2 protein-coding genes are annotated in these 15,560 nt (G+C 50.8%); both read left to right on the top strand.

Features of this window, described 5'->3' with window-relative positions:
* A partial coding sequence (locus tag ACWJJX_RS04900; RefSeq protein WP_454022785.1) for an amino acid adenylation domain-containing protein occupies positions 1-4,742 on the top strand: 4,742 nt, incomplete at its 5' end.
* 25 nt (positions 4,743-4,767) lie between these two features.
* A complete protein-coding gene (locus ACWJJX_RS04895; RefSeq protein ID WP_454022784.1) occupies positions 4,768-15,543 on the top strand; it encodes an amino acid adenylation domain-containing protein in 10,776 nt (3,591 codons plus the stop codon).
* Positions 15,544-15,560: the final 17 nt, after the last annotated feature.

The raw sequence follows: 15,560 nt of genomic DNA, 5'->3' as shown, positions 1-15,560 counted from the left end.
CCCCGCGGAACGTCACGGAAATGAAGCTTTGCGCCCTTTGGGAAGAGGTGCTGAAAAACGGACCCGTCGGCATCCGGGATCACTTTTTTGAGCGGGGCGGCCATTCGTTAAAAGCGACGGCTCTCGTCTCCCGCATCGCCAAAGAATTCGGTGTTCAGGTGCCGTTACAGGACATCTTCGCCCGGCCGACGGTGGAAGAGCTCGCTTCGGTTATTCAGGACTTGGAAAAGAGCCCGTATGAAGCGATTCAGCCTGCGCAAACACAAGATACCTACCCGGTGTCTTCGGCGCAGAAACGGATGTATGTGCTCCAACAGCTTGAAGACGGCGGTGTTGGCTACAATATGCCGGCTGTGCTGGAACTGACGGGCCCGCTTGACCGCAGCCGGCTGGAGGAGACGTTCCGGCAGCTTGTGGAGCGGCACGAGTCGCTCAGAACGTCCTTTGAAACGGGGCCTGACGGCGAACCGGTGCAGCGCATCCATGACAGCGTACCGTTTCAGCTCGATGAGGCAGAGTCAGCTGACGCATTCGTCCGGCCGTTTTGTCTGGAGGAAGCGCCGCTCTTCCGTGCGGCCCTCGTGAAAGAATCGGACGAACGCCATCTTTTATTAACGGATATGCATCATATTATTTCCGATGGTGTGTCCGTCAACACCTTGATAAAAGAATTCGGCGAGCTGTACGCAGGCCGTTCGCTTGCGCCGATGCGCCTTCAATATAAAGACTATGCCGTCTGGCAGCGGTCGTTTCAGGAGAAAGAAGGGTATCAGAAACAGGAAGACTATTGGCTGAAACGGCTCGAAGGAGAGCTTCCGGTGCTTGAGCTTCCGGCTGACAAGCCCCGTCCGGCTGTCAGAAGCTTTGCGGGCGGCAGCGTATCGTGCACGCTTGACGCTGAAACGGCATCCGGCCTTCACCGCATCGCCCGGGATCACGGCTCCACTTTGTATATGGTTCTTCTCGCCGCGTACAATACGTTACTCGCGCGATTGAGCGGGCAGGAAGACATCATCGTCGGCTCGCCGATTGCCGGGCGTCCGCACAAAGACCTTGAACCGATTCTCGGCATGTTCGTCAACACGCTGGCCATCAGAACGGAGCCGAAGGGGGACAAACGGTTTACCGATTATTTGGCGGAAGTCCGCCAGGCCGCACTGGAAGCGTATGAACATCAGGACTATCCGTTTGAAGAGCTGGTGGAACGGCTCGGCGTGCAGCGGGACACAAGCCGTAATCCGCTGTTTGACGTGATGTTTGTGCTCCAAAATATGGAGCGTGAATCCCTGAATTTAAATGAGCTGCATTTGACTCAAGCTGCGGGTACAAGTCATAAAACCGCAAAGTTTGATGCCACGCTTTACGCGGCGGAAGGGTCTGACGGTTCCATCAGCTTTGATTTTGAATTCAATACAGATATCTATCAAAAACAGACAATCGAAAAATGGCTTTCTTACTTTACCCGAATTCTTACAAAAGTAATTGAAGACCAAACAATACCGCTTGGTGACATTCACGTACTGGATGATGCTGAAACAAATCGCGTCATTTATCAGTTTAATCAGACGAAAAGCGATTACCCAAGACACGAAACCATCAGCCGTTTATTTGAGCGTCAGGCTGAAGAAACCCCCGATGCCCGGGCAGTTGTTTATGATGGACAAATCTTGACATACCGTGAGCTGAACGAACGGGCTAACAGAATAGCGGCGGCTCTCCGATCAAATGGCGTCGGTCCGGAAAGTGTTGTCGCCTTATTAACCGGACGCACAACAGAGCTTGCTTCCGGAATCCTCGGAATATTAAAAGCGGGAGGCGCCTACTTGCCTATCGGTGACGATGTGCCTCGGGAACGGGGTGAATGGATGCTTAAAGACTGTAAAGCTGATATTCTTCTCCAATCTGATAAACTTGACGGTCTGCCGCTTTCAGGAAAACGTTTATTCATAGAGGATATTCAAACAAAGGCCGGCTTGAGTTCGGAAAATCCCGAACCGCTCGGCGGACCTGAATCGTTGGCCTACATGATTTATACGTCCGGGTCAACAGGTGCGCCAAAAGGCGTCATGATTGAACAGCGAAGCGTGATCCGCCTTGTGAAAAACAGCAATTATATTGATTTTACGCCGGAAGACAGACTGTTGTTTACTTCATCATTAGGATTTGATGTAACGACATTTGAAATATTCGGTCCGCTTTTAAACGGCGCTTCTTTATATGTAAGTGACCAGGAAACCTATCTCGACTCTGATGTTCTGGAAACATTTATACAGCAAAACGGCATTACGACACTGTGGCTGACATCGTCTTTGTTCAATCATCTATCAGAACAAAATGAATACGTGTTTTCCGGATTATCCCGATTGATTATCGGCGGGGAAGCACTGTCCCCAAGTCATGTAAACCGGGTTCGGAATGCGCTGCCGTATCTCTCGGTATGGAATGGATACGGGCCGACTGAAAACACGACGTTCTCGACTTGCTTTTTGATTGAACAATCATACGATCATTCAATCCCGATCGGCCGCCCTGTCGGAAATTCAACCGCATATATCATAAACAGCAGGGGAACACCGCAGCCGATCGGCGTCATCGGTGAATTATGCACAGGCGGAGACGGTGTGGCAAGAGGATATTTCGGCCGCCCTGAGCTGACGGAAGAAAAATTTGTCCCTAATCCTTTTGTTCCCGGAGAACGGATGTACCGCACCGGGGATTTAGCCCGCTGGCTGCCGGACGGAACGATTGAATATGCCGGACGGATGGATGATCAAGTGAAAATCCGCGGTTATCGGGTCGAGCTGGGAGAGATTGAAGCCGCACTAAGGAGCCTGGACGGCGTGAAAGAAGCTGCCGTGTCAGTCAGAACCGGGCAGTCCGGCAATAAAGAACTGATCGCATATATGAGTCTGCAGGCGGACATGGATACAGAAAAAGTGCGTTCTTCACTTTCTAAGCAACTGCCGAATTACATGGTTCCGGCCTATATGATGGAACTTGAGAAGCTGCCGCTTACGCCGAACGGTAAATTGGATCGGAAAAATCTGCCCGAACCGGAGCTCGCGCTTCAAACCGCATACACAGCTCCCCGCAATGAGCTTGAAGAACAGCTTTCCGTGATCTGGCAGGAAGTGCTCGGCACAAAACAAGTCGGGATTGAAGACTCATTTTTTGAGTTGGGCGGCGATTCAATCAAAGCGCTGCAAGTTGCCGCACGGCTCGGACGCTACGGGTGGAAAATGACGGCAAGTGACTTATTCCGGCATCCGTCCATTAAGGAACTCGCGCCTCTTATCCGGAAAGCGGAAAGAGTCATCGATCAGCGGCCGGTGGAAGGAGACATACCTTGGACACCCGTTCAGCACTGGTTTTTATCACAGCGGATGGAAAACAGAAATCATTTCAATCAGTCCGTCATGATGTTCAGCTCTGACGCATTGCATAAACAGCCGCTCAAACAAGCCTTGGAGCATCTTGTCATTCATCATGATGCACTCCGTATCACCGTCAGTTCAGAAAACGAAAGTATCAGACAAATCAATCACGGTATTCAAAAAGATGAACTGTACAGCTTGGACATTTGGGATCTGTCTGAGACAGATACTTGGGAAAGAGAAATAGAAGATGAAGTGGCTGCGCTCCAACAGCGGATGGATATTGAAAAAGGACCGTTATTAAAAGCCGGCTGGTTCAAAACCCGGTCAGGGGATTATTTATTCATCACCGTACATCACCTGGCGGTTGACGGAGTGTCATGGCGTATTCTGCTGGAGGATTTATCTGCCGCTTACACTCAAGCCGTAAAAGGTCAGCCGGTCCAGCTTCCGCCAAAGACCGATTCGTTTAAGCAATACGCCGTAAGGCTTTCAGAATACGCAAAAAGCAGCAAGCTGATGCGTGAAGAAGAATATTGGCGTTTTATTGAAGAAGAAACAGCCGCCGAACTTCCTTATGAAAAACCGCAGTATCAGACGGGAGCCGACAGCGTTCGGCAAACGGTAAGCTTTACGCTTACAGAAGAAGAAACGTCCGTTTTGCTTCAGCAGGTCAACCGGGCCTACCATACCGATACGCAAGATATTCTTCTGACTGCCGCTGCTTTGGCTTTACGGGACTGGACAGGGGGCGGCAGACTGCGCATCGCGATGGAAGGGCACGGGAGAGAGCACATCATGCCGGAGCTCGACATCAGCCGCACCGTAGGCTGGTTTACCTCCATGTACCCGGTGCTCATTGACTTGAACACAGCAGGCGCTGAGCTTGGAACGGCTGTAAAAACGGTCAAAGACACACTCGGAAGAATACCGGATAAAGGAATAGGCTACGGCATTTTAAAATACATGACACCATCTGAACAAAAAACAATCCGCTTCAGACAAGCGCCTGAAATCAGCTTTAACTATTTAGGGCAATTCAATGATACAGAAGATCAGCACACATTCAGTTTATCCGGTCTTGCGAGCGGACACGACATCACGCCGACATGGCAGCGGGAACAAGCGGTGGAAATGAGCGCGATGGCTGCACAACATAAACTGCACTTCAGTTTGAGCTATCCGCCGAGCCGCTTCCGCAAAGAAACGATGGAACAGCTGCTGCAAACTTTACAGCAATATTTGCGTGATATTATGGCGCACTGCACAGGCAAAGAGGAAGCAGAAAAAACCGTTAGTGATTTTAGCAGCAAAACGTTAACATCTGATGATTTGGACAGCATAGCGAGTTTTGTCGAGGAACTGTAGAAAAAGGCGACGGGGAGATTATAACATGACAAAAAAGAATGCAATTCAGGATATTTATCCGCTGTCTTATATGCAGGAAGGAATGCTTTTTCATTCCCTCCTGCAAAAGGAATCACAGGCTTACGCCGAGCAGGCCTCCTTTTCAATAACAGGGAAGGTTGACACCCGCGTGTTTGAAGAGAGCGTTCATGCCCTTTTCGAAAGACATGATATTTTCAGAACGATCTTTATCAGCCAGAACGTGTCAGTGCCGCAGCAGGTCGTATTAAAAGAGCGGAACGTCAGCATCATTGAGGAAAATCTCACCAATTTAAACAAGGCTGATCAAATCAAGCATATTGAAGAAGCCAAACGAAGAGACCGAAAGAAAGGATTTCACCTGCAAAAAGACATGCTGATGCGGGTGACGCTGCTTCAAACCGGAGAATGTGAATATACGTGCATTTGGAGTTTTCATCACATTATTATGGATGGCTGGTGTCTCGGGATCGTGCTGAAAGAGTTCTTCCAGATATACGCCTCGCGGCTTCGCCGGACACCGTTAACGCTTGAGCCTGCTGTGCCGTACGGGACCTACATCAAGTGGCTGATGGAGCAAGATAAAGAAAAAGCCGCTTCGTACTGGGAGCGATACCTTGAAGGCTTTGAGCAGCAGACTGTTCTGCCGAAGCAGAAAAAAGCCGGCGAAAGCAGACAAGAGGAAGTGACGTTTTCCTTTTCAAAAGAGGACACGGCTAAGCTGAAAGATCTGGCCGTGAAAGAAGAGGTCACGCTGAGCACCATTTTCCACACGCTCTGGGGCATTTTGCTTCAGGCGTATAACCAGACAGAAGATGCGGTTTTTGGTTCTGTTATTTCCGGAAGGCCGTCTGAAATCGAAGGCATCGAGCGAATGATCGGCCTGTTCATTAATACCGTGCCTGTCCGGATCAGCGGGGCGGATATCCCGTTTCAAAAGCTGATCAAAAACGTGCAAAAGGACGCTTTGAAAGGACAGGCATACAGCTATCATCCGCTTTATGATATACAGGCGAATTCACAGGTAAAACAAGGCTTAATTGACCATATTCTCGTCTTTGAGAATTATCCGGTTGAACAGGAGCTTGATGTACTGAACAGCAAGGGGGACACGAAAGACCTTTTTCACATCCATGATTTCAGCATGGAAGACGAAACCAATTACAGTTTTTATCTTATGGTGGCGCCGGGTGACGAGATTCATTTGAAAATGAGATACGATTCAAGCGTGTATGACCGCCAATTTATCGAAAATATCAAAGGTCATTTGACACATATCGTTTCCCAGATTCTCGACAAACCTGATATCACGCCGGATAAGCTTGTAATCATCACTCCTGAGGAAAAAGAGCAGCTGCTTGCTCAGATTTCTGAAGAAACTGAAAAGCCTGAGTATGACACGATTCATGCGATGTTTGAACGGCAGGCCGCACAAACGCCGGATCAAATCGCGATCCGGTATGAAGGCGGGTCAGTGACGTACAAAGAGCTGAATGAATCAGCTAATAAGCTGGCCCGTCTGCTGCAAAAACGCGGATTAAAGCGGGAGGAGCCGGTAGGCGTCATGCTCGGCCGTTCCCCTTCTTTAGCGGCGGCCGTTCTCGGTATTTTAAAAGCAGGCGGCGCCTTTGTCCCGATAGATCCCGGCAGTCCAAAGGAGCGTATCCGATATGTTATTGAAAACAGCGGCTGCATCCATGTTGTAACAGAGCGGCATCAGTCACTCCCCGCGGAACTAACGCTGCAGGTTACATATATAGAAGAGGCCGGGACGGAAGCGGACGGAAGCAATGTGCAATCCATTAATACGGCGGACGACCTCCTTTATATGATTTATACATCCGGTACGACAGGGAAACCGAAGGGCGTGCTGCTCGAACATAAAAATATGGCCAACCTTCTTTCTGACCAATTGACGAACACAGACATTGATTTTTGCACAAATGTGCTGCAGTACGCATCTTTGGCGTTTGACGTCTGCTATCAGGAGTTATTTTCAGTACTCTTGAGCGGCGGCACCCTTTGTATCGTGCCCGAATCTATCAAACGGGATGTTTCTCAGCTGTATTCGTTTATCGATCAGCACAAAACGGAAGTGGTGTTTTTCCCGACTGCGTTTGTCAAGATGCTTTTCAATGAAGAAGGTTATGCACAGTCTTTTCCCCGCTGTGTGAAGCATGTCATTACGGCCGGGGAGCAGCTGACTATCTCACGTTTGTTCAGGCAGACGCTCCGTTTACACGGTATGCAGCTGCATAATCATTACGGCCCGTCAGAAACCCACGTGGTTTCAACGTATACGATTTCTGCGGGAGATGACATACCTGAACATCCGCCGATCGGGAAACCGATCCATCATAACAAGATGTATATTCTCAGCAAAAACAGACAGCTTCAGCCTCTCGGAATTGCGGGAGAATTGTATATTTCCGGAGTGAATACAGGAAGAGGCTATGTGAACAATCCGGCGCTGACCGAAGAGAAATTTTTGCCGGATCCGTTCAGAAAGGGCGCCGTCATGTACCGGACCGGAGATTTGGCAAGACTGCGTGCAGACGGCCAAATGGAATACATCGGCCGGACAGATGATCAAGTGAAGATCAGAGGGTACCGGATTGAACCGAAGGAAATTGAAACCGTCCTGGCAAATCATCATGCCGTGAAAGAAGCTGCCGTGCTGATTCAAACAAATGAGTCGGGCGAAAATGAATTATGCGCCTACTGCAGCGTCTCACAAGCGACTGATCCTTCTCAGCTGCGAAGTGATTTGGCCAAAGAGCTACCTGATTATATGATTCCGGTCAAATGGGCTTTCGTTGACGCGATTCCGCTCACTGCGAACGGCAAAGTCGATCAGCGGGCCCTTCCGGAAGCTTCGGCGTACGCAGCGGGCCGTCGATATACAGCTCCCCGGAATGTGACCGAACTGAAGCTTACCCGCATATGGGAAGAAGTGCTTCAAACCGGCCCGATCGGCGTTCACGATCACTTTTTCGAGCTTGGCGGCCATTCATTAAAGGCGACGGCACTCGTTGCAAAAATAGCTAAAGAGTGCAGCGTGCAAATCCCGCTGAGTGATGTCTTCAGCTATCCGACTGTAGAAGAACTCGCCAAAATCATCGGTGAAGCAGAAGAGAATCCGTTCGCATCCATAGAAAAGACAGAAACAAAAGAAACTTATCCTGTCTCATCCGCTCAAAAACGGATGTATGTCCTTCACCAGCTTGAAAATGGCGGTGTCAGCTATAACATTCCAGCCGTTTTAGAGGTGAAGGGGCCGTTTGACCGAGACAGGATGGAAGCCGTGTTCAAGGAGCTGATCCGGCGGCATGAACCGCTCAGAACGTCCTTTGAAGAAATAAACGGCCGGCCTGTGCAGAGGATTCATGACGAAGTGCCGTTTGCATTTACAAAAGAACAATCAGCCGAAGCGTTTATCCGGCCGTTCGATCTCGGCAAAGCGCCTCTTTTCCGGGCGGGATTTGTCCAAATAGAAAAAGACCGGCATCTGCTTTTAGCTGACATGCATCATATTATTTCAGACGGCGTATCCGTCAATCTTTTGATACGTGAATTCAGTGAGCTGTATGCTGAGAGAAGTCTGCCGCCGTTACGGATTCAATACAAAGATTATGCCGTCTGGCAGCAATCATTTAAGGCGGGCGCCGCATATCGGAAACAAGAGGAATACTGGCTGAACCGGCTTGCCGGGGAGATTCCCGTGCTTGAATTGCCGGCTGATAAGCCGCGTCCCCCGGTGCGGAGCTTTTCCGGTGACCGGGTGTCATTTGTCATCAGCGAAAAACATACAGCACAGTTGAAAAAGCTGGCGAAAGAAAACAAATGCACACTTTATATGACGCTGCTCGGTGTGTACACGGTTCTGTTAGCCCGTTTAAGCGGACAGGAAGATATGATTGTCGGGTCTCCGATTGCAGGAAGGCCTCATGCCGACCTTGACGCCGTTCTGGGCATGTTTGTCAATACGCTCGCTTTCAGGACGCGTCCCGACGGAAGCATGACGTTCAAAGAATATTTAAAGGAAATTCGCCAAACAGCGCTTGAGGCTTACGAACATCAGGATTACCCGTTAGAAGAGCTCGTCGATAAGCTCGGTGTGCCGCGGGACATGTCCCGAAATCCGCTGTTTGACACAACATTTGCGCTGCAAAATATGGAACAGCAGAAGCTTAGGGCAGCCGGACTTGAACTGCAGCCGGCAGACGTCAGCCTGCCGATTTCTAAATTTGACTTATCGCTGTACATCTCCGAAAACGCCGGTGAATTGTACTGCCAGTTTGAATACAGCACCGATTTGTTTGAGAGAAAAACGATTCAAAAATGGGCGGAATTTTTCACGACACTTGCCGAAAACGCCGCAGCTGATCCGGGTTTGGAATTAGACGATATTTCTGTTTTGTCAGAAAAAGAAGAAGTATCTCTGCTTCACGCTTTCAGCCCCTTGCAGAAAACAGCGTTTCCGCTTCATCAGTCTCTTCATGAGCTGCTGGAACAACAGGCGGAAAAAACGCCGGACCGTCCGGCGATTTTAACTGATGACATTTCGATTACGTATCAGGAGCTGAACGAAAGAGCGAATGAGCTTGCGCACCGGCTGATCAAGCGGGGAATAAGGCTGGAGGATAAAACTGCCATTATGGGCCGGCGTTCTCCTGACATGCTGATCGGCATTTACGCTGTCTTAAAAGCAGGCGGTGCATATCTTCCGATTGATCCGGATTATCCGGAAGAGCGGATTCGCTTTTTACTGAAAGACAGCGGCGTGAAATTCTTACTGGCAGAACCAGAACTTTTCGCACCAGATCTTTTTGAGGGAGAAACGATCTCTCTGAAAAGCGGGCAAACAGGAAACCCGGAAGCTGCGGCCAACCCCAATGTTCCGGTAAAACCTGATTCATTGGCTTATATCATCTATACATCCGGTTCTACGGGACGCCCAAAAGGCGTGCAGGTTGAACATCAGTCAGCCGTAAACTTTTTATACTCGCTGCAAACGCGTTATGGATTAAAGGATTCCGACACCATTCTGCATAAAACATCATACTCTTTCGATGCTTCGATTTGGGAGCTGTTTTGGTGGCCGATCGCGGGAGCTTCTGTTTTTCTCCTTCCGCAAGGCGGCGAGAAAGACCCTGAAATGATACTGAACGCATTAGAGAAAAACCGCATAACGGCAGCTCATTTTGTGCCATCTATGCTTCATGCTTTCTTGGAATATATAAATTCCAGAAAACAGCCGATCAAAAAGACCTGCTTGAAAAGGGTTTTTGCCGGCGGCGAACAATTGGGCCCACACTTGGTTTCCCGTTTTTATGACCTTCTGCCGGGAACGGAATTGACAAATTCCTACGGTCCGACGGAAGCGACGGTAGAAGCGGCGTACTTTGATTTGCCGCAAGGAAAGGAATTTCACAATGTTCCGATCGGCATTTCCGGACATAACATGCGGCTGTATATTTTAAATCAAAAGAGACAGCTTCTGCCGCCGGGCTGTATCGGAGAGCTGTATATCGCGGGGACAGGAGTGGCCCGGGGCTACCTGAACCGGCCTGAGCTGACGGAGGAGCGCTTTCTCGATGATCCGTTTTACCCGGGAGAACGCATGTATCAGACGGGCGATATCGCACGCTGGACTGAAGACGGGCTTGTCGAATGGCTCGGCCGGTCAGACGGACAGGTGAAAGTCCGCGGCTACCGGATTGAACCGGGGGAGATCGAAGCGGCGATCCGGCGCATCGACGGCATTCGTGAGGCGGCAGTCACCGCCCGGACCGAACACGGCGAAACCGCACTTTACGCCTATATTGAAGGACGAAAAAGCGATGACGTGCGGGCGGAGCTTGCGGCACGCCTTCCGGCCTACATGATGCCGGCTCAGTTTATAGAGATGAACGAATGGCCGGTCACGCCGAGCGGAAAGCTTGACCGCCGCGCGCTGCCGGCTCCCGGCGGAACGGCAGACAGACGGGCGTACACCGCACCGCGGAACGTCACGGAAATGAAGCTTTGCGCCCTTTGGGAAGAGGTGCTGAAAAACGGACCCGTCGGCATCCGGGATCACTTTTTTGAGCGGGGCGGCCATTCGTTAAAAGCGACGGCTCTCGTATCCCGCATCGCCAAGGAGTTCGGTGTTCAGGTGCCGTTACAGGACATCTTCGCCCGGCCGACGGTGGAAGAGCTCGCTTCGGTTATTCAGGACTTGGAAGAGAGCCCGTATGAAGCGATTCAGCCGGCGCAAACACAGGACACTTATCCGGTGTCTTCAGCGCAGAAACGGATGTATGTGCTCCAGCAGCTTGAAGACGGCGGTGTCGGCTACAATATGCCGGCTGTGCTAGAACTGACGGGCCCGCTTGACCGTGTCCGGCTGGAGGAGACGTTCCGGCAGCTTGTGGAGCGGCACGAGTCGCTCAGAACGTCCTTTGAAACGGGGCCTGACGGCGAACCGGTGCAGCGCATCCATGACAGCGTGCCGTTTCAGCTCGATGAGGCCGAGTCAGCTGACGCATTCGTCCGGCCGTTTTGTCTGGAGGAAGCGCCGCTCTTCCGTGCGGCCCTCGTGAAAGAATCGGACGAACGCCATCTTTTATTAACGGATATGCATCATATTATTTCCGATGGTGTGTCCGTCAACACCTTGATAAAAGAATTCGGCGAGCTGTACGCAGGCCGTTCGCTTGCGCCGATGCGCCTTCAATATAAAGACTATGCCGTCTGGCAGCGGTCGTTTCAGCAGAAAGAAGGGTATCAGAAGCAGGAAGCGTATTGGCTAAAACGGCTCGAAGGAGAGCTTCCGGTGCTTGAGCTTCCGGCTGACAAGCCCCGTCCGGCTGTCAGAAGCTTTGCGGGCGGCAGCGTATCGTGCACGCTTGACGCTGACACGGCATCCGGCCTTCACCGCATCGCACGCGATCACGGCTCCACTTTGTATATGGTTCTTCTCGCCGCGTACAATACGCTGCTCGCGCGGTTGAGCGGGCAGGAAGACATCATCGTCGGCTCGCCGATTGCCGGGCGTCCGCACAAAGACCTTGAACCGATTCTCGGCATGTTCGTCAACACGCTTGCCATCAGAACGGAGCCGAAAGGAGACAAACGGTTTACCGATTACTTGGCGGAAGTCCGCCAGGCGGCGCTTGAAGCGTATGAACATCAGGACTACCCGTTTGAAGAGCTGGTGGAACGGCTCGGCGTGCAGCGGGACACAAGCCGCAATCCGCTGTTTGACGCCATGCTTGTCGTTCAGAATATGGAGCATGAGGAACTGCTGTTGGACGGTTTGCATATTCAGCCTGCGGACGTGTCCCGTCCGGTTTCCAAATTTGATGTCACTTTGCAGGCTTCTGAAGACGGGGGACAGATTCATTTTCTGTTTGAATATGCGGCGTCTTTATTCCGGAAAGAAACGATGCAGCGCTGGGCTTCCCACTTTATGACGATGCTTGAACACATTGTCCGTGAACCGGAAACTTCTATACAAGCGATCAGCATGCTGACTGCTCCGGAACGGGACCGAATTCTTTCGGACTTTAACGGCACGGCGGATAAACAGCTGCCTGAAAAAACAGTTCATGAACTGTTCATCACCCAGGCGCGAAAAACACCGGATGCGGCAGCCCTTATCAGCGGGGAAACGTTGGTCACATATAAAGAATTAGATGAATGGTCGAATAAAATCGCCAGAGCTCTGCAAAAACGGCAGATCGGACCGGATGCCGCCGTCGGCATTGTGATACCAAGATCACCGGAACAAGTCGCGGCAGTCTTCGGGGTTTGGAAAGCCGGGGGCGCCTACGTCCCGATAGATCCTGAATATCCGGAGGAACGCAAGCAATATATCATCTCAGACAGCGGCACAGCGCTTCTTCTTACCGTACACGGCGCAATAGATCAAGTGCCTGATCATTTTAAAGGTGAAGTGCTCGCACTGGAGGATATCCAAGAACAAGACGCATCACCGGTTCAGCCATTATCAGCACCGGAAGATTTGGCTTACATCATTTACACGTCCGGGACGACAGGCAGGCCGAAAGGGGTTATGGTCGAACATCGTTCCGTCAGCCAAACCCTTCAATGGCGAAGCGGATTTTATGATCTGAATGAGAAAGATACGGTTCTTCAGCTTTTTTCATTTTCCTTTGACGGTTTTGTAACAAGTATGTTCACACCGCTGATTTCAGGTGCGAAGGCGGCCGTTCCAGCTGAAGATGAAGCAAGAGATATTCTTGCCATTAAACACTATCTTGCATCTTACCGCATCACTCACATGATCATTGTTCCCGTACTGTACCGTACACTGCTTGACGTACTGGAGCCGGGGGATGCAGAGTCTCTCAGAATTGTCACATTAGCTGGAGAGGCTGTCGACCAAAACATTATCAGCCGCAGTTTATCAGTTTGTCCTCACACGGAGCTTGCCAATGAGTACGGCCCGACGGAAAACAGCGTCGCCACTACAGCGGCAAGACATATAGAACAAAGTGAGAACATTACGATCGGCCGTCCGATTGAGCATTCACACGTTTATATTTTAAACGGGGATCACCCGCAGCCGATCGGTGTAACGGGAGAACTTTGCATTTCGGGTTCCGGCCTTGCAAGAGGGTACCGCAATCTTCCTAAGCAAACGGCCCAAGCCTTTGTCCAAGATCCGTTCCACAAGAACCGGCGCATGTACCGCACGGGCGATCTGGCAAAATGGCTGCCGGACGGCACGCTGCAATATATCGGCCGAATGGACGAGCAAGTCAAAATCAGAGGCTACCGGGTGGAACTGAAAGAAATTGAATCGGCCTTAACAGGCATAAAAGGTGTCAAGGAAGCAGCCGTTACCGCTCTGTCCGCATCAGCAGGCCAAACGGAACTATGCGCTTATATCGTGACAGAAGAAGGAACAGAAAGTGAAACCGTGCAGCAGGCGCTCAGAAATGAAATGCCCGCTTATATGGTGCCGGCGTTCTTTGAAACACTTGAAGCCCTGCCTGTCACACCGAACGGGAAGCTTGACCGCCGCGCGCTTCCTGAGCCGCGGAAAAAAGCGCACACCGGACGGGCATTTACGGAGCCTGAAAGCGACTTGGAAAAAGAGCTTTCCGCGATTTGGAGCGAAGTGCTCGGAACTGAAAACATTGCCGCGGATCAATCATTTTTTGAACTGGGCGGCGATTCCATCAAAGCCCTGCAAGTATCAGCCCGATTACATCAGGCAGGAAAACAGATCGCCGTAAAAGATATTTTCAGCCGGCCGACAATTAGAGAGCTGGCTCCTTATGTCCGTACAGAGCGGCAGCCGGTCAGCCAAGCTCCCGCAGAAGGAGAAGTGAAGTGGTCGCCGGTTCACAAATGGTTCTTCACACAAGACATGAAGGAAGCAAATCATTTTAACCAGTCCGTCATGCTGACGAGAACAAATTCAATAGATGAAGAGGCTCTCAGGAAAACGTTAAAAGCCATTACCGTTCATCATGATGCCTTGCGCCTTGTCTGCAAAAAAGACGAAGAGAAAGGTCTTCTCCTCTTCAACAGACCGGCTGACCTCGCAGATGAGCAGCTTTACAACCTGACCATATTAGAAACGGAAGGCGATGAGCATGAGAAGGAACGTGTTATAAAACGCCGCGTCGCAGACCTTCAGAGAAACATGGATTTGGAGAACGGGCCGCTGGTACAGGCGGGGCTGTTCCGCTCTGAAGCAGAAGATTACTTGTTTCTGACCGTCCATCATCTCGCTGTCGACGGGATATCATGGCGGATTTTATTGGAAGACTTGGCTTCTGCTTATGAGCAGGCCGCCTCTGGTCAGGAAATCAAACTCCCTCCGAAAACCATGTCATTCAAAACATATACGGAGCAGCTGGCCGATTATGCCGAAAGCAGACAGCTTCTTCAGCAGGCGGAGTATTGGCGGGAGATTGAACACTATGAAACAGAAAGTCTTCCTTACGAGCAGGCAGATCTATCTCAAACTCCTGCAAAAAAACGGAACACGGTATCCTTCACTCTGACAGAAAGTGAAACGGACGCCCTGTTGAAAGATGTGCACAGCGCCTACAATACGGATACGCAAGATGTGCTGTTGGCTTCCGCCGTGCTTGCCGTTCAAAAGTGGTCGCCGCGGCACGCTTTGAAAATCGCCCTTGAAGGACACGGACGCCAATCGGAGCAGGCAGGTGCGGACATCAGCAGGACAGTGGGGTGGTTCACTTCCATTTACCCGGTGCTTGTCCGGAGCGGAGTTTATGAACCTCTTGAAGAATATGAAATTCGCACATTGAAAACCGTTAAAGACACATTGCGGCGCATTCCGGATAAAGGGAACGGATACGGCGTCCTCAAATATTTAACACCGCCGAAGCTTGCCGGGATGACTTTCGGGAAAGCACCGGAGATCAGCTTTAATTATCTCGGACAATTCGATGCGCCCGGCCGGAATTCGGCAGAAACGGAACAGCCTGACGCGTTTCAGTTTTCTCCTTTGGGAGGCGGAGATGATGTCACAGATACATGGAAACGGGAGCAGTCACTTGAAATCAGCGCGATTGCGGCAAAAGGCCGGATGACCGTCAGCATTTCCTATGAAACGGAACGCTTCCGGCAAGGTACGATCGAACGGCTGTCCGAAAGCTGCCGGTATTATCTCCTGAAACTGTCGGAACACTGCCTCAGCAAAACCGATACGGAGAAGACCGTCAGTGATTTTGATGATCGGGAGCTGACTGAGGAAGCATTGCAGGATATTGCCGACTTACTCAGCTTCCACTAAACCGAGCGGGAGGAACA

Source organism: Bacillus sp. YH3-2-B2, from assembly GCF_053663335.1.
Note: the sequence above shows the minus strand (reverse complement) of the source record. Positions and strands in the feature narration are given on the sequence as shown.

Coding starts and splice junctions, on each gene's coding strand:
- ACWJJX_RS04895 (WP_454022784.1), top strand. CDS start 4,768: ATGACAAAAAAGAATGCAATTCAGGATATTTATCCGCTGTCTTATATG.